At 70.5% G+C, this 16,025-nt stretch carries 16 protein-coding genes and 1 riboswitch; of the genes, 6 read left to right on the top strand and 10 right to left on the bottom strand.

Features of this window, described 5'->3' with window-relative positions:
* Positions 1-108: 108 nt before the first annotated feature.
* The 8 genes from AMIS_RS20615 to AMIS_RS20650 form a co-directional block, all read right to left on the bottom strand.
* A complete protein-coding gene (locus AMIS_RS20615; protein ID WP_014444305.1) occupies positions 109-1,776 on the bottom strand; it encodes a hypothetical protein in 1,668 nt (555 codons plus the stop codon).
* Positions 1,777-1,788: 12 nt separating this feature from the next.
* Entirely contained in the window at positions 1,789-2,133 is a 345-nt protein-coding gene (locus tag AMIS_RS20620; protein WP_014444306.1) for a hypothetical protein, read from the bottom strand.
* Between the two features lie 135 nt (positions 2,134-2,268).
* The gene (locus tag AMIS_RS20625; RefSeq protein ID WP_157434954.1) at positions 2,269-2,805 is read right to left on the bottom strand and encodes a hypothetical protein; all 537 of its coding nucleotides are present in this window, start codon (positions 2,803-2,805) and stop codon (positions 2,269-2,271) included.
* Positions 2,806-2,876: 71 nt separating this feature from the next.
* Positions 2,877-3,899, bottom strand: coding sequence for a hypothetical protein (locus AMIS_RS20630; protein ID WP_157434955.1), 1,023 nt, complete (start codon positions 3,897-3,899; stop codon positions 2,877-2,879).
* A gap of 85 nt (positions 3,900-3,984) precedes the next feature.
* Positions 3,985-4,623: a class I SAM-dependent methyltransferase gene (locus AMIS_RS20635; RefSeq protein ID WP_014444309.1), complete on the bottom strand. Its 639-nt coding sequence runs from the start codon at positions 4,621-4,623 to the stop codon at positions 3,985-3,987.
* A 114-nt stretch (positions 4,624-4,737) separates the two neighbouring features.
* Positions 4,738-5,226, bottom strand: coding sequence for a peptide deformylase (locus AMIS_RS20640; protein WP_014444310.1), 489 nt, complete (start codon positions 5,224-5,226; stop codon positions 4,738-4,740).
* A gap of 21 nt (positions 5,227-5,247) precedes the next feature.
* A complete protein-coding gene (locus AMIS_RS20645; protein WP_157434956.1) occupies positions 5,248-5,817 on the bottom strand; it encodes a sigma-70 family RNA polymerase sigma factor in 570 nt (189 codons plus the stop codon).
* A 165-nt stretch (positions 5,818-5,982) separates the two neighbouring features.
* Positions 5,983-7,050 carry a chorismate-binding protein gene (locus AMIS_RS20650; protein ID WP_407921864.1) on the bottom strand — a complete coding sequence of 356 codons (1,068 nt, stop codon included), beginning with the start codon at positions 7,048-7,050 and terminating at the stop codon, positions 5,983-5,985.
* A gap of 377 nt (positions 7,051-7,427) precedes the next feature.
* On the opposite strand from AMIS_RS20650, the gene AMIS_RS20655 reads away from it, so the two are divergent.
* Entirely contained in the window at positions 7,428-7,628 is a 201-nt protein-coding gene (locus AMIS_RS20655) for a DUF5999 family protein (RefSeq protein ID WP_014444313.1), read from the top strand.
* A gap of 182 nt (positions 7,629-7,810) precedes the next feature.
* On the opposite strand, the gene gcvP is transcribed toward AMIS_RS20655, so the two are convergent.
* On the bottom strand, positions 7,811-10,621 hold the full coding sequence (gene gcvP / locus AMIS_RS20660) for an aminomethyl-transferring glycine dehydrogenase (protein ID WP_014444314.1): 2,811 nt from the start codon (positions 10,619-10,621) through the stop codon (positions 7,811-7,813).
* 75 nt (positions 10,622-10,696) lie between these two features.
* Positions 10,697-10,788: riboswitch (glycine riboswitch) on the bottom strand.
* A 60-nt stretch (positions 10,789-10,848) separates the two neighbouring features.
* On the opposite strand from gcvP, the gene mgrA reads away from it, so the two are divergent.
* The 5 genes from mgrA (at position 10,849) to AMIS_RS20685 (ending at position 14,176) form a co-directional block, all read left to right on the top strand.
* On the top strand, positions 10,849-11,844 hold the full coding sequence (mgrA, locus tag AMIS_RS20665; RefSeq protein ID WP_014444315.1) for an L-glyceraldehyde 3-phosphate reductase: 996 nt from the start codon (positions 10,849-10,851) through the stop codon (positions 11,842-11,844).
* Positions 11,844-12,500 (top strand): nucleotidyltransferase domain-containing protein, encoded by a 657-nt coding sequence (locus tag AMIS_RS20670; protein ID WP_014444316.1) that lies wholly within the window; start codon positions 11,844-11,846, stop codon positions 12,498-12,500. The genes mgrA and AMIS_RS20670 overlap by 1 nt, the downstream gene beginning before the upstream one ends.
* A gap of 121 nt (positions 12,501-12,621) precedes the next feature.
* Positions 12,622-12,966 carry a hypothetical protein gene (locus AMIS_RS20675; protein WP_014444317.1) on the top strand — a complete coding sequence of 115 codons (345 nt, stop codon included), beginning with the start codon at positions 12,622-12,624 and terminating at the stop codon, positions 12,964-12,966.
* Positions 12,953-13,594, top strand: a complete 642-nt coding sequence (locus AMIS_RS20680) for a nucleotidyl transferase AbiEii/AbiGii toxin family protein (protein ID WP_014444318.1) — start codon at positions 12,953-12,955, stop codon at positions 13,592-13,594. The genes AMIS_RS20675 and AMIS_RS20680 overlap by 14 nt, the downstream gene beginning before the upstream one ends.
* A 165-nt stretch (positions 13,595-13,759) precedes the next feature.
* A complete protein-coding gene (locus AMIS_RS20685) occupies positions 13,760-14,176 on the top strand; it encodes a MarR family winged helix-turn-helix transcriptional regulator (protein WP_014444319.1) in 417 nt (138 codons plus the stop codon).
* Between the two features lie 960 nt (positions 14,177-15,136).
* Here AMIS_RS20685 and AMIS_RS20690 read toward each other — a convergent pair.
* Positions 15,137-15,973 (bottom strand): IS5 family transposase, encoded by an 837-nt coding sequence (locus AMIS_RS20690; RefSeq protein ID WP_041831085.1) that lies wholly within the window; start codon positions 15,971-15,973, stop codon positions 15,137-15,139.
* Positions 15,974-16,025: the final 52 nt, after the last annotated feature.

Below are 16,025 nucleotides of genomic sequence, written 5' to 3' on the forward strand. Positions count from 1 at the left end.
TCGGTCTCTCGCACGGCCTCGGAAACCTAGCACAGGGTCGGTCGGCGAAGCCGTCCTTATCGGTTCCGGGTGCGGCTTGCCGCACTGCACCTAAAGCATCCTAGGATTCTAGGTTGAAGGGGAAGCCGAGACCAGCAGGATGCGGTCCTGGCGGACGATCAGGATCCGGCCGTCAGCGGCGACCGCCATGGCCTCGTGACCTGCCACGTGACCGAAATCGTCCAGGGCCTGCCGGGTGCACCGAACCTCGTCACAGCGCCACAGGACCTGCCGCCAATACACGTCCGCCGACTCCGGGCCGGGCTGCTCCCCCACCGTGACGTGCAGGCCCGGCCGGGCGGTCTCCTCCGCCGCCGTCACATAGACCGTCGACCCGGCGGCCACCACCGCGCCCGACCTCGGCGACAGCCGGCTGCCCGGCACGTCCAGCGGGCGCTCGCCGACCCGCACCTGACCCGGCTCGTAGGAGACGGCAGGACCCCGCAGCGTCACCGGCGACGCCCACGCCGACACGGCGGTGCTGATGAAACTGGCCGCCCCGCGCGAACCGCAACCCTGGCTGTCGCAGGACAAAGACACCAAAGCACTTCCGGTACGGATCGTCGCCAGCGGCCGGCCGTCCACCCCCACGGACAGCCGCACCCGGGGCACCGCCGGGTACAAGTCGTCACCGGCCAGCCGCTCGACGGTTCCGGCCTCGTACCGTCGGGGTTTCTCGCAGTTGCCCGCCGGGCAGCGCAGGAACGTGATCCGGTAGGCCTTCTCCCCCGGATGCGCCAGCACGAACCACACCGCCCGATCCGGTGCGACCGCCGCACCCAGGTCCGGCCAGTCGAACGCCTCCCGCGCCGAGGCCCGCACCGGCACCCACGCCTCCGGGCAGCCGTCCCGGGTGCACCGCGCGTAGTGGATGAACGGCCCGCCGTCATCGCGCCCGCCGCTCACCACCGTCGTGCCATCCGTGCCGATTCCCGCCGCGCCGTTCTCGTCGACCACGGTGGGGCCGCCGTTCTGGTCGGTGTAGCGATCACAGACGTCGTCGTCACAGAACCGCGCGCCGGTCCACGTCGCGATCACCGGATGCCCCCCGGCCGGCCAGGCGACCGCGGCGACACTGCTGGTCGTGTCGCCGTGCGAGCGCACCGCCGGCACGTGGAACGGGTTCACCGCGGCGGCCACGGCCGGAGCCAGCAGCCCGAGGACGGCGGCGGCCGCGCCGGCCCACGGAAGCAGCCCGGCGGGTGGACCGGACAATGCGGCCAGCCGGGCATCGACGTCCGCAAGATCCGCCGACCCATCGGCAGCCTGGCCCTCGTCAAGAGGCCCGGCAATCGGCTCGGAAGACCGCGCGGCCCCCGACGACCCGTCAACACCAGAATACCGCTTGGACCGCGCGGCCCCCGACAACCGATCACCGTCGGGAACGACCGCGCCACCCGACCGCGACAGCAGATAGACCTGCGCCAGAATGCCGCCCTGCACGGCGACCACCACCGTCGCACCCACCGCCCCCAGCACGGCGAACACGACCGGCGGAAGCACCGGGACCATCCCGGCGAAGACCAGCGGGACGGCCACCCCACCCAGCACGAACGCCCCTGCGGTGACGGTCACGCGCCCTCGGGTGAGCGCCCACGCCGACCCGCCGAGACGGTACGCCAGTAGCCCCACCAGCATCCGCGCCCCGATCACCGCGCCCGCCAGCAACACCGCGAGGACCAGCACCAGGCCGGTGCGCCCACCGGTGATCCCGGCGACCCACCGGACGCCCAGCATCGTCGCCCCCGGTCACCGCCGCCACGCCGAGCGCGAACACCGGGAACGAACGCAACGCGGACGGCAGCGCACGGGACGGGCGTACCGCGTACCCCCGCAATTCGTGACCAGCGCCGCGGCAGCGAGAGCGACCACCCAGAAGGCCGCGATGGTGACGAGGCGCCACGCGCCGGGCTCCGGGAGGCGCAGGACGCCGTTGATGATCACCGCGCCGGAGCCGCCGATCAGGACGTCGAGGGCGGCGAGGGTGAGCAGCGCGACGGCCAGGACGGGCAGCAGCACGGCGGCCAGCTGACGCCGGGAGGCCCAGGCCAGCAGGTAGCCGGAGGCCGCGTTGCCAAGGAGCGAGAGAAGCACCGCGCGAGGGGTAGCCGAGGTGATCAAGGCTGGTCGGCGGAGCCGTCCTCCAGGGGTGTGCCGCACTGCCCCTAGAGCATCCTAGGATTCTAGGAATCAGCTACGGGGCGACGGCTCAGCGAACGAAAGCCGAGATCAGCGAACCGGGGCCGACACCGAGGCCATCGGCTCCCGCCGCTGCGCCGACATTAGCAACCCCGCCGTCACGAGCACCAGCGGCACCACCGGCGCAGCGGACCCGCTCCACTCCACCGCCACCCCCATGTGCTCCCCGAGATCATGCATCCACTGCCACGACTGCACCGCGTTCGAGATCGAGCTGTACACGAGAACCGTGACCAGCAACCCCCCGACGGCCGCCCGCCCGCCCAGCCACGTCCCGGAGAACAGCGCCGCACACCCCGCCGTGACAAGTACCGCCACGACCACGTCGTGCCCGAACTGGTTCCGCGCCCAGTGCTCCCCCGAACCAGGCATCAGAAGCACCTCCACCACCAGATCCAGACCGAGAAGGATCAGCCCGGCACGGGGCAGCCGACGCCCCGCCACCGCCGGGCTCATCCCCAGCGCCACCAGCCCGGCAAGCCCGCTGACCAGCGTGAAGACCACCCAGCCGACCATCGCCCCGAGCAGGGCGATCGCCGTGGTGGCGATGAAAAGCAGAGTCCACATGTGCATAGTCCCCGGGTGTCACACAGCGATGGCCGGCTCGGATGAGCCGGCCATCGGAGAAGAGAACGGCGTCAGGAGGTGGCGGCCGGGACCGGCAGCTCGCCGGACTCCAGGTACGGCTGGACCGAGGCCGGCCCCTGCAGCTGCTGGGGGTCGAGTTTCGTGGCACCCTCCGGAGCGGCGATCTCCGCACCCGTCGTGACCTCGAGCCGCAGCGCCACCCGCCCGGTCGCCCCGTCGGCGAACTGCAGCAGGTTGATCTCCGCGGCGGTCAGCTTGCCGTCCACGATCCACAGGTCCAGCGCGATCGGCTTGTCCGCCGGCGCGTCGGTGCCCAGCTCCGGCGCCAGGTCCTTGTCGACGGCGGTGACCAGCCGCTGCAGCTCCGCGTACGCCTTCGTGGTCGACGTCGTGGCGACCAGGTGCGTATCGTCGTTCTCGTCGCGGACCAGATCGGCGCCTTCCAGCAGGTTCGTGGCGCTGGTGCTGAACTCGGTCAGCGCCTTCTCCTCCTCCAGGTCCGGCGCCTCGACGCCGGCGCCCGCCTCGGCCAGGTCGCCGAGCGCGGCGCTGTCCACCGACACCCACCCGCCGTCGAAGAACGCGTCCAGCCCGGCGGGTCCACCGGCGGTCTGCCCGCTGAGCGCCTTGACCTCGTCGGCGGAGGCGCCGAACTTGGCGGCCAGGTCGGCGATCGGCGCCCGGAGGAACACGGTCTTGTCGACGTAGCGGACCTCGGTGCCGGTGACGCCGTCGACGGTGGCGCTGATCGACGCGCGGTCGTCCTCGGTGCCTTCGCCCGCCTTGTCGTAGGCGATCGTGACCGACGAGTTGAACAGCTGCCGCAGGATCTTCTCGTCAGCGCCGGCGCCGGCGCCGGAGTCGGTCAGCGCGGCGGCGGCGATCAGATCGTCCGCACTTCCGTTGATTTTGATGGTGAAGCCGGCCCGCTGCGCCTCGCCGAGCTGCTTCGCCGCGTCGCGCAGCTCCAGCTTCGGTTCGAGGGCCTGGATCTGCTGCCCGGCACAGCCGGCGAACATGGTGAGGGTGGTGACACCGGCGAGGACGCCGGCCAGAAGACGCGTGACGCGCAAGGAGAACTCCCCGTTGATCTGAATGCCCCGCACACTGTAGAGGCACCGATCAATCGCCAAGCAACCCCTTATCGCGTACGGCGACTCACCGGGTCAGCACGGCCCGCCACCGGGAGTGCAACGGCGAACCCGGAGCGGCCGTCCGCTCCACCGAGACGATCGTCAGACCGTCCCCGGCGAACGCGTCGACCTCGTCCCGGCTCAGCGGCCACGGCGGCCCGTCCGCGTCGCCGGTGACCGCCGCCGCCGCGAGCACCAGCAAGGTACCCCCGGGCGCCACGAACGTGCCCACCGCCGGAATCGCCGCGGCCCGGATCGAGGCGGGCAGGGCCTGCACGTTGTTGCTCTCCAGCACCAGGTCGAAGGCGCGGCGCCACTCCCCCGGCGGGTCCAGCAGGTCGGCCACCACGTAGTCGACGGCCGTGTCCGGGTGCCGGGACCGGGCCAGCTCGATGGCCGTCGGGGAGATGTCGAAAGCGGTCGTCGCGTACCCCGCGGCCGCGATGTGCTCGGCGTCGCGCCCCGGCCCGCAGCCCACCACCAGCGCGCGCCGTCCCTCACCCGGCGGCAGGGGGTAGGCGCGCAGGTGGGCGCTGGCCTCGGGCACGTCCCACGGCACCGCGGCCCCGCCGGCGCCCGCCTCGGCGTAGAGCGGCTCGAACCACCCGGTCGGATCCCCGTCCCGCAGATAGCCGGCCGCCAGCCGCCGCACGTCACCGCTCACCGTGTGCCCCCAGCACGCCGGAACGCGCACTCACCGTGTGCCCAGGTCACGCCCAGATGCCCGCTCACCGTGTGCCCTCACCCCGCCGGGACCCGCACTCACCGTGGGCGCGCGTCACCGCGGCACCACCCGGCGCAGCTCCCGCAGCGCCTGCCGCCGCACGTCACCGGTCAGCGTGTCGACATAGAGCCGCCCGTCCAGATGATCCGTCTCATGCTGCAGGGCCCGCGCCAGGAACCCCTCCCCGTGGATCACCAGGGGCTCCCCGTTGAGGTCGAAACCGGTCGCCGTCACCCGCATCGCCCGGGTCGTCTCGAACCCGAGGCCGGGCAGCGACAGGCAGCCCTCCTCCTCGGTCTGGGTCCCGTCGAAGTCGCTGAGCACCGGGTTGACCATGTGCCCCACCACGCCGCCCACGTTGTAGGAGAAGACCCGCAGGCTGACCCCGATCTGCGGACCGGCGACACCGGCCCGGCCGGGCTCGCGGACCGAGTCCTCCAGGTCGCGGACCAGCGCGCGCAGCTCTGCGTCGAAGCTGGTGACCGGGTCGGCGGGCGTGCGCAGGACCGGGTCACCGAAGATGCGGATAGGCCGAACTGTCATGTCTCAAAGCTTAGTCGGTCGTTACGCGACGATGGCCGGGCGATCGCCGCCGAGGATCTGCCGCAGCTTGATCAGAGAGCGGCGGGTCTGGCTCTTGACGACGTTGACCGGCACGCCGAGCTCCTCGGCGACCTGTTCCACGCTGTGGTCGGCGAAGTAGCGCAGCGCCACGATGGTGCGGTCCCGGGCCGGCAACCGCGACATCGCGCCGAGCAGATCCAGCCGCAGATCCGGGTTGATCTCGTAGGCGGGTTCCCGGAACGAGCCGGACGCCGTCTCGGTGGAGCTGCGGCGGCGCCGGTGGTCCAGGTAGACCCGGAGGAGGATCTTCTGGGCGTACGCCGGGAGGTTGTCGCTGTAGCTGGCCCGGTCCCAGCTCTGGAAGAGCTTGGTGAGCGTGGTCTGCGCCAGGTCCTGGGCGAGATGCCAGTCGCGGCAGAGCTGGTAGGCGCTGCTGTGCAACCGGGTCAGGAACCTCCGCGCGAACCGCTCGAAATCGGCGCGCCGGGTGGCCGCCGGTGGGATCACCCGGATCCGGATCGCGGGCCGCACGGCCGTCCTGACTTGTGGCCTCTCGAGCAGCTCAAGCATGCTGTCGCCTCTTCCTGCCCCCACGGAAGGACACCCAACGTGTCGCAGTGGATCTTGTCGGTAATGCGCGAAGGTGAAACTACGCGCTCGGCCCCCTCCGTAGGGGGCAGACGCCGACAGTGGCACGTAACCGGTAGAGACGGCTCGGAGCCGGCTATGAGGGGCCTATGAGGCGAGCGCCGCGCGCAGCGGACCCGCCTTCGCGGCCGCCTCGTCGACCTCGGCGATCGGGTCGCTGTCGGCCGTGATGCCGCCGCCGGCCCAGGCGTGCACCCGGCTGCCGTCCACCGCGACGGTCCGGATGCTCAGCCCCAGGTCCAGGTGGTCGTGTCCGATCCAGCCCACCGCGCCCATGCTCACGCCCCGGCCCACCGGCTCCAGCGCGGCGATCCGGGACAACGCGGCGAGCTTGGGCGCCCCGGTCACGCTGCCTCCCGGGCAGACGGCACGCAGCAGGTCGGCGAGGCCGACCTCGCCGGCGAGGGGCGCACTGACGACCGATTCCGCCTGCCACAACCCACACCATTGCCGTACGGCGAAAAGCTCGTCCACGGCAACCGGCCCAGTCCCCGGCAGACGGGCCAGGTCGTTGCGCTCCAGGTCGACGATCATCACGTGCTCGGCCCGCTCCTTGGCCGAGCCGAGCAGCTCCCGCAGCCCCTGCGGGGTGGCCGGGCGCGTCCCCTTGATCGGCCGGGTGATCACCCGCCCGTCCCGGACCTCCACGAGGGTCTCCGGCGACGCCGTCGCGAGGGCCCAGCCGTCGCCGGTGAGCACCCCGCCGTACCGGGCGCCGGGCAGTGCCGCGACCCGCCGCAGCGCCGGACCGGGGTCCCCGGTGTACGCCGCCGACGCGTGTCCGACGACGTTGACCTGGTAGACGTCGCCGCGCCCGATCGCCTCCCGGACCGCGGTGACCGCCCGGGCGTGCTCGTCCCGGCTCCAGCTCTCCCGCCACTCGCCGAGCCGCCACGACCCGAGCCGCCACGACCCGGGCTGCCACGACCCGGGCTGCCACGACCCGGGCTGCTCGGCCCCGGGCCCCGGCTGCCACGGCCCGAGCTGCCGCGAGTCGAACCACCAACCGTCTGACCGATCCGCCCCGCCGCCCGATTTCTCCTGACTTTTCGAGTTATGTTGGTAGACGACCGCATAAACATCCGGAACATCGGGCACCGGAGAGGGTGCCCCGAGCTCCCCACCGACCATCACGCATCCGGCGTCAGCGGACACGTAGAGTGCTGCTCCGCAAATGGTGCCATCGCCGATCGTCTTGTTTTTGTCAGCCGTTCGGCCAAGGTTTCGCACCGGCAGTCCGTTGCCGGCCAGGAAGTCGGACAGAAGCTCGGCGGGGTCACCGGGATCACCTCGATGCCACCGGAACACACGTAACGCATGGTGACGGGCTTGGCAGGCGGCCGGCGCCGCCGGAGGAGCCCCGGAAGGAGTCGACGGACAGTGGTCGACATGCCCCGTCCCGTGGAGCATCGAAGGCGCGAACTCACCGCGAATCGGCGTCACCGGGTTGAACCGCCGTCGTTCCATGTGAGGTAACGTCCGACACCGACTTTGTGAACCTTCACACAGCCCCCAATCGGAGAACGAGCAAGATGTGCCAGCACCGAGTTCCCTGTCCTTCTGCCGACGCGACCGATCGTGAGGCCGCCAAGGTCATCGTGACCTTCTGCGAGCAGGGCTGGAGCCTGCTCTGCAACGGGGTCATCATCTTCGAGGACACCGGCGAGCTACTGCCGGACGGCACGCTGATCGAGCCGCACCGCGGCCCGGCCGTGCACGCCCTCGCCGCCTGAGATTTCCCTGAAAGTCGACTACGCACCGTAGCGTAGTCACCCCGAAGACGGCGCAGGCCGCGATCCCCGGATGGGTACCGCGACCTGCGCAGGATCAGACGCCCGATCCGGCCCGGATCGGACGCCCTCTCATCGACCTTCCCCCGCCTCCGGCGAGCCGGTCCTCGCTCGCCTTCGGCGCGTCAGTCCTCGAACGCCTCCGGCGACGGGCACGAGCAGACCAGGTTCCGGTCGCCGTACGCCCCGTCGATCCGGCGCACCGGCGGCCAGTACTTCGCCGTCCGGTCCACGCCCTCGGGGAAACCTGCCACCGACCGCGGGTAAGGGTGCGCCCACTCGTCCGCCGAGACCGCCGACGCGGTGTGCGGCGCGTTGGCGAGCGGGTTGTCGTCCTTCGGCCACACGCCCGCCGCGACCTGGTCGATCTCGCCCTTGATCGCGATCATGGCGGCGATGAACCGGTCGAGCTCGGTGAGGTCCTCGCTCTCGGTCGGCTCCACCATCAGCGTGCCGGCCACCGGGAACGACATCGTCGGCGCGTGGAAGCCGTAGTCGATCAGCCGCTTCGCCACGTCGTCCACGCTCACGCCGGTGGCCTTGGTGATCGGCCGCAGGTCGAGGATGCACTCGTGCGCGACCAGGCCGTTGTTGCCGGCGTAGAGCACCGGGTAGTGCTCGCGCAGCCGCACCGCCGTGTAGTTCGCGGCGAGCACCGCCGACGCGGTCGCCGCGGCCAGCCCGTCCGGGCCCATCATCCGCACGTACGCCCAGGAGATCGGCAGGATGCCGGCCGAGCCGTGCGCCGCCGCCGACACCGCGTGGTGGTCGCCCTCTTCGAGGGGGTTGCCGGGCAGGAACGCGGCGAGGTGCTGCCGGACCGCGACCGGGCCGACACCGGGGCCGCCGCCGCCGTGCGGGATGCAGAACGTCTTGTGCAGGTTGAGGTGCGACACGTCGGCGCCGAACTTGCCCGGCTTGGCGAAGCCGACCAGCGCGTTGAGGTTCGCGCCGTCGACGTAGACCTGGCCGCCGGCGTCGTGCACCTTCGCGCAGAGTTCCGCGATCGAGGTCTCGTAGACGCCGTGGGTCGACGGGTAGGTCACCATGATCGCCGAGAGGCTGTCGCGGTGCTTCTCGATCTTGGCGTCCAGGTCGGCCAGGTCGACGTTGCCGTCCGCGTCGCAGGCCACCACGACCACCCGCATGCCGGCCATCACCGCGGAGGCCGCGTTCGTGCCGTGGGCGCTGGACGGGATCAGGCAGACGTCGCGGTGCGTCTCGCCGCGCGAGCGGTGGTAGCCGCGGATCGCGAGCAGGCCGGCCAGCTCACCCTGCGAGCCGGCGTTCGGCTGCACGCTGACGGCGTCGTAACCGGTGATCTCGGCGAGCCAGCCCTCCAGCTGGGCGACCAGGTCCTCGTACCCCTGGATCTGGTTCGCCGGGGCGAAGGGGTGGATGTTGGCGAACTCCGGCCAGGTGATCGCCTCCATCTCGGTGGTGGCGTTCAGCTTCATCGTGCAGGAGCCGAGCGGGATCATGCCCCGGTCCAGGGCGTAGTCCCGGTCCGAGAGCTTGCGCAGGTAGCGCAGCATCGAGGTCTCGGAGTGGTGGGTGTTGAAGACCGGGTGGGTCAGGTACTCGGTGGTGCGCTCCGGCCAGCCGCCGGACACCCCCCAGATCATCGCGAGCTCGGCGCCGAACGCGGCCACCACGGTCGCCACGTGCTCGTCCGTGGTCGTCTCGTCGCAGGAGACCGACACCCGGTCCGCGTCGACCAGGCGCAGGTCCACACCGCGTCGCGCCGCCTCGGCCACGATCGCCTCGGCCCGGCCCGGCACCACCGCGGTGACCGTGTCGAAGTAGGTGTCGTTCTGCACCTCGATGCCGGCCTCCCGCAGGCTGCCGGCGATCCGGGAAGCGTGCGCGTGCACCCCGTCGGCGATCTCCCGAAGGCCCTGCGGGCCGTGGTAGACCGCGTACATGCTGGCCATCACGGCGAGCAGCACCTGCGCGGTGCAGATGTTGCTGGTCGCCTTCTCCCGGCGGATGTGCTGCTCCCGGGTCTGCAGCGCGAGACGGTAGGCGGGCGCGCCGTCGGCGTCCTTCGACACGCCGACCAGGCGGCCGGGCAGCGAACGCTCCAGGCCGGCGCGCACGGCCAGGTATCCGGCGTGCGGGCCACCGAAGCCGAGCGGCACGCCGAACCGCTGTGTCGTGCCGGCGGCGATGTCCACGCCGATCTCGCCGGGTGCCCGCAGCACGGTCAGCGCGAGCAGATCCGCCGCGACCGTGACCAGGGCGCCCCGCTCGTGCGCGAGCTCCACCAGCGCGGCGTGGTCGCGGACCTCACCGGACGCCCCCGGGTACTGCAGGTGCAGGCCGAAGAACTCGTCCGGCAGCGTCTCCGGCTCCTCCGGGTCGATCAGCACGACCTCGATGCCGAGCGGTTCGGCCCGGGTCCGCACGATGCTCAGCGTCTGGGGGAACGTGTCCGCGTCCACCGCGTACACGTTGCTCTTGACCTTGGAAGCGCGGCGGGCCAGCGTCATCGCCTCGGCGACCGCCGTGGCCTCGTCGAGCATGCTCGCGTTCGCGGTGGTCAGCCCGGTCAGGTCGGTGACCATGGTCTGGAAGTTCAGCAGCGCCTCGAGCCGGCCCTGGCTGATCTCCGGCTGGTACGGGGTGTACGCCGTGTACCACGCCGGGTTCTCCAACACGTTCCGCTTGATCACCGCGGGCGTGTGCGTGCCGTAGTAGCCGAGGCCGATCATCGGGGTGGCGACCGTGTTGCGGTCCGCGATCGCGCGCAGCTCGGCGATCGCCTCCTGCTCGGAGATCCCGGCCGGCAGGTCCAGGTCGCCGTGGAACCGGATCGACTCCGGGATCGCGGCGTCCATCAGGTCGTCGAGCGAGTTGTATCCGACCGCCTTGAGCATGTGGGTCTGCTCGTCCGAACCCGGACCGATGTGGCGGGGAACGAAGGGTGACGTCATGGGCGACTCCAGGCTCTGAAGAAGGTCGACACGCAACCTCCCCCTCTGTCATACCCAGACGGGTATTTCAGAGCGCCTGCCCACGCGGTCCTTCTGCCTGAGAGTTTTCCGGGGAGGGTTTGCCCCTTCGGCGCCGTCACGAGGACGGTCTCTTCCGCACAGGTGTTGCCGGCACGACCAACCTACCAGCGCACACCCGGTTGGATCACAGTCCTAGGGTGTGGTCTGTGACGTACACCCCTGATTCCGCCCGCTACGACACGATGACCTACCGGCGTGCCGGTCGCAGCGGCCTGAAGCTCCCCGCCCTCTCCCTCGGCCTGTGGCACAACTTCGGCGACACCCGCCCGCTCGACACCCAGCGCGCCATCGTCCGCCGCGCCTTCGACCTCGGGGTCACCCACTTCGACCTGGCGAACAACTACGGCCCGCCGCCGGGCAGCGCGGAGTCGAACTTCGGCCGGCTGCTGGGGACGGACCTCAAGGCGTACCGTGATGAATTGATCATCTCGACGAAGGCCGGCTACACGATGTGGGACGGGCCCTACGGCGACTGGGGATCACGGAAGTACCTGGTGTCGTCGCTGGACCAGTCGCTGACCCGGCTCGGCCTGGACTACGTCGACATCTTCTACCACCACCGGCCCGACCCGGAGACGCCGCTGCACGAGACGGCGTCGGCGCTGGACGCGATCGTCCGGTCCGGCAAGGCCCTCTACGTCGGGATCTCCAACTACAAGTCGGCGCAGGCCGCGGAGATCGCCCAGATCCTGCGTGACCTCGGCACCCCGCTGCTGATCCACCAGCCGTCCTACTCGATCCTGAACCGCTGGATCGAGCACGACCGCCTGCTCGACACCCTCTCCGACGCCGGCGCCGGCTGCATCGCGTTCAGCCCGCTGCAGCAGGGCCTGCTCACCGACCGGTACCTCACCGGCATCCCGGACGACTCCCGGATCCGGACCAGCGTCTTCCTCAACGAGAGCGCCCTCGACCCGAAGACCATGGGCCGCCTGCACGCGCTCAACGACATCGCCAAGCGCCGCGGCCAGTCCCTCGCCCAGCTGGCGCTCTCCTGGGCGCTGCGCGACCCGCGGATGACCAGCCTGATCATCGGCGCGTCGAGCGTCGGCCAGCTGGAGAACAACATCGCCGCGCTGAGCGGACCGGAGCTCACCGCCGCCGAGCTCGACGAGATCGACGCGACGGTCATCGACCTCTGATGTTCCCGCTCGCGCTGTCGGTCGTGGTCGGATCGCGCGCCTACGGACTGTCCGTGGACGGATCCGACCACGACCGGCGGGGCGTCTTCGTGGCGCCCACCCGTTCCTTCTGGCGTCTGGACAAACCGCCGACGCATTTCGACGGCCCCCTCGACGAACAGTTCAACTGGGAGTTCGAGCGATTCTGCGTGCTCGCCGCACAGGCCAATCCGACGGTCCTGGAAGTGCTCTGGTCCCCCATCGTCGAAACGGTAGATCCGGACGGCACGGCTCTGATCAGCGCGCGGCAGGCGTTTCTGTCCCGGCGCGTATTCGCCACCTACGGCAATTACGCCCGCGACCAGCTCGCCAAGGTGGAGGCGCGGCGTGCCCGCACCGGCGAGACCAATCACAAACAGGCGATGCACATGATTCGCCTGCTGATCGCCGGAGCGCACGTGCTGCGTACCGGCGAGGTGCTCGTCGACATGAGCCCGCTGCGCGACCGGCTGCTCGCCGTCCGGCGCGGCGAGGCCGGCTGGGACGAGATCCGCGCCTGGTCGTCCGCCCTGCTCGCCGAGCTGGAAGAGGCAGCCGCGTCGACGCCGCTGCCGGACGAGCCGGATCGCACGGCGATCGACCGGCTGCTCTCCGGCGTTCGCGAGCGCAACCTCTGACCCCGTACCCCGGAAAGGGCCGGGAATGACCACCACCGAGCCGCAGCGAACACACCGCCTAAAGCATCCTAGGAACCTAGGTGCTTGCCTTTCCCGTGACGCCTCGGTTTAGGCTGACGTCATGTCCGTCAGCACAGTCCCGGTGATGCACCTGGCCCGCCCCCATCGGCCGGTCGTCGTCGCCGGGATGCTGAGCGAATTGCGCGGCCCCACCGCCGGCCTCGTCGAGTTGCCCTTGCGCCTCTGGTGGAATCCGCATCGCGCATTCGACCTCAGCCAGCCCACGATGCTGTTGTGGATGTATGAGAACGTGCTCCGCGAAGCAATCCGCATCGACGAGATTCAGGCCTATATCGACGGCCCGACCCTGATCCGCGTCTGGCCCGATCTCAATCTGCCCCGCGGCGTGCGCGCCGCCTGGGAGGCACGGCACCGCCCGCTGAGAGAAGCCAGTGCACGTCGATGACTTCTACCGCGACGTGGCCCGCATCGCCCTGACCGTGGCGACCAAGCACGGTTTCGTCCTCGGTGGTGGCGTGGCCTGGCTGGTCAACGGCCTGGTCGCCCGCCCGACCGAGGACATCGACCTGTTCACCGACACCGCCGGCGGGGTGCGCGCGGCGGCCGGCGACGTCACCGCGGCGCTCACCGAAGCCGGGTACCGCGTGGTCCGCGAGGAGGCCGACGAGCTGTTCGCCGGCATGGACGCCGACATCCAGGAGTTCCTGGTCGCGAGCGACGACCGCGCGCTGCGGCTCACCCTGTGCCGCCTGGACCGGCACCGCACGCCGGTGGTGATGGACGTCGGCCCGGTCATGCACCTGGACGACCTGGTCGCCACGAAGGTGGCCGCCCTCGTCAACCGCCGCGAGGTCCGCGACTACATCGACGTCGCCGCCGCCCTCGACCGCTACCCCCTGGACCGCATCCTGCACCTCGCCCACGCCGCGGACCCGGCCCTCGACCCGGAGGACATCGCCGACGCCGGCCGCTACCTGGACCGCCTCGACGACGCCCGCTTCGCCCTCTACGGCCTGGACGCCCACGCCATCCAGGAGCTGCGATCCCGCCTGTCCGCCTGGCCAAGATCATAATTGGGTACGGGGATCCCGGAACTCCCCGAGAAGCCCCCGCCGCGACCTCATCGTTCCCGCACGGCCCCTGCGGCGGCCGTGCGGGCCGAGCCGGCCGTGCGGCCCGAGCCGGCCGTCCGGCCCGGGTTTGACCTCAACTGCCCTTCACGTCCTACCGTCCGCACCATGACTGATCCCGTAGCGGAGCCGGCCGCCTACTGGACCGGCGCGGCACACCGCGCGCTGATCGCGTTCACCCGCGCCCGGGAGGCCGAGCTGGGCCTGACCCACGCCCAGTTCTGCCTGCTCCGAGCCCTGACCGAGCGCGACGACCGCACCCTCCAGGACCTCAACCGCGACCTGCGCGCCCACCTGCTCACCACCGACGACCTGGCCGCCGAGGCAGAGTCCCTCCTCGACCGACACCTGGTCACCGTCGACCGTCACGGCCGCCTCCGCATCACAGCAGCCGGCCACACCGCCCGCGACGAGCAGAGCCGGCACCTCCCCGAGATCGCCGCCCGCATCCACGCCGGCATCCCCGACGCCGACTACAACGCCGCCCTGTCCGTCCTCCGCCAGATCGTCACCAACGTCTCCTGACCTCTCTTCACGCTCGGCGCCACGACCTTCTCGCGCCTCCGGTTGATCAGCCCGCGGACAGGGAGCCGCCTGCGATACCTGCGCGACGACCCCCTGGAGACGGCCGAGGTCCGCGCCGCGGCCGCACCGCGCAGACTGGTCTTTGATAGCGCCGGATCAGCGGATCAACCAGTCGGCTGGGGATTATTGCCTGATCTGAACTTCGGGCGAACACCATCGCCGATCCCGGATGCGCCGGGAACAATTAATTCATGAGGCAGCTTTCATTGTTCCCCACGAGGCATCTGCGGGATCCGAAGCTGCGTCGCAATTATTCGCCGGAGGGTGAGGCGTTCCGGCGCGAGCACAAGAGGCACCGCGCGTGGGGTCTGGAGCAGCGCCATGCCCGGCGGCTGCGCCAGTTGCAGACCGGCGAATCAGCTCACTCGACCGACCCGCGCCCGGCGGGCGGACCCGCCTTCGTCGCTGCCCCGGTGGACACCACGCCGTTGGAGCAGAGCAGCACCATCGAGACGGTTCCAGCGCGAGACCCGGTGCCTGAGCAGGCGCCAGACCCGCTGTCGGACCCGGTGCCGGAGCAGGGGGCGCGACCCGACACGGCCCTGGACCTTGGATCCACAAGCCGCCAGGCCCCGCTCACGACGGCTGCCGCCCGCGGACGACGCAGAGCTGCCCGATCCAATTCTGCCCTGTTTGGAGCCACCCAATTCAGGCTTCTTCGGCGTAGCCCGGCTCATAAACTTTCCGCAGATGTGCATTCTTGGAAAATGAGGGCATTCGTCAGCTCGGTGCCGAGACAGACTCTCCACCGCCTCGAAAAGCAGCACAATGGTAAGCGCGGGCCTCCGAGAAAATTGACGGGCACAAAAATGTCGGGGTCCGAAGCGAGAGCAGCGAGTCCGCCGTCAGGCGGGCACCTGTTGTCGCGTGCTTCGCCTAAGTGCGTGTTTGAGAGTGCTGTTATCCGGGCGTGCTCAATGTCCGGCGGCCCTGGCGGATGGCGGGTCGGCCGCGGTCGAGACGGCGGACCATGGTGTTGATCGCGGCCCAGCGGATCAATGCCTCAGAAACCGCGGGGTCGCGTTCATAGTCACGGGCCAGCCGGCGGTGCGCGGTCAGCCACGCGAGGCTGCGCTCGACCACCCACCGCCGGGGATGGACCACGAACCCACGCTGGTCGGCGGGCTTACGGACGATCTCGATGGTGGTCTTGAGCGTTTCGGCAGCCCAGTCGACCAACCGGCCGGCGAAGCCCTGATCGGCGAACACGTGCCGGATCGACGTGGTCAGGTACGTCGACAGCAAGGTCGTCTTCGCGCCGTCGCGGTCCTGCCAGGACGCTGACATCACGCAGACTACGACCAGCAGGCCAAGAGTGTCAGTGACGATGAACCGCTTACGTCCGTTGATCTTCTTCCCGGCGTCGTAGCCGCGGCTGTCGCTGCCGACGGTGTCGGCGGCCTTGACCGACTGCGAGTCGATGACACCGGCCGACGGCTCGGCTTCGCGGCCCTCGGCCAGGCGGACCTGCTCCCGCAACTCTTCCAGGATGCGCTCGGTGACCTGGCGTTTCTCCCACTGCTGGAACTGCCAGTACACGGTCTGCCAAGGCGGGAAGTCGACCGGTAGCTGCCGCCACGAGCAACCGCTGCGGACCACGTACAAGATCGCATCAACGATCGCCCTGCGCGGATGCTTCGGGATCCGGCCCGGCGACTTGATCAACGAGAGCATCGGCTCCACGATCTCCCACTGCTCGTCAGTCAGGTCAGACGGGTACCGACGCTCACGCTCCACCACGCCAGCTTCAGACCACTCTCGCCGCACCCAGGGACACGCCGTGCGACAC

The sequence above is a fragment of the Actinoplanes missouriensis 431 genome (assembly GCF_000284295.1).
GTDB lineage: Bacteria > Actinomycetota > Actinomycetes > Mycobacteriales > Micromonosporaceae > Actinoplanes > Actinoplanes missouriensis.

Coding starts and splice junctions, on each gene's coding strand:
- AMIS_RS20615 (WP_014444305.1), bottom strand. CDS start 1,776: ATGCTGGGCGTCCGGTGGGTCGCCGGGATCACCGGTGGGCGCACCGGC.
- AMIS_RS20625 (WP_157434954.1), bottom strand. CDS start 2,805: ATGTGGACTCTGCTTTTCATCGCCACCACGGCGATCGCCCTGCTCGGG.
- AMIS_RS20640 (WP_014444310.1), bottom strand. CDS start 5,226: ATGACAGTTCGGCCTATCCGCATCTTCGGTGACCCGGTCCTGCGCACG.
- AMIS_RS20645 (WP_157434956.1), bottom strand. CDS start 5,817: ATGCTTGAGCTGCTCGAGAGGCCACAAGTCAGGACGGCCGTGCGGCCC.
- AMIS_RS20655 (WP_014444313.1), top strand. CDS start 7,428: ATGTGCCAGCACCGAGTTCCCTGTCCTTCTGCCGACGCGACCGATCGT.
- gcvP (WP_014444314.1), bottom strand. CDS start 10,621: ATGACGTCACCCTTCGTTCCCCGCCACATCGGTCCGGGTTCGGACGAG.
- AMIS_RS20670 (WP_014444316.1), top strand. CDS start 11,844: ATGTTCCCGCTCGCGCTGTCGGTCGTGGTCGGATCGCGCGCCTACGGA.
- AMIS_RS20675 (WP_014444317.1), top strand. CDS start 12,622: ATGTCCGTCAGCACAGTCCCGGTGATGCACCTGGCCCGCCCCCATCGG.
- AMIS_RS20685 (WP_014444319.1), top strand. CDS start 13,760: ATGACTGATCCCGTAGCGGAGCCGGCCGCCTACTGGACCGGCGCGGCA.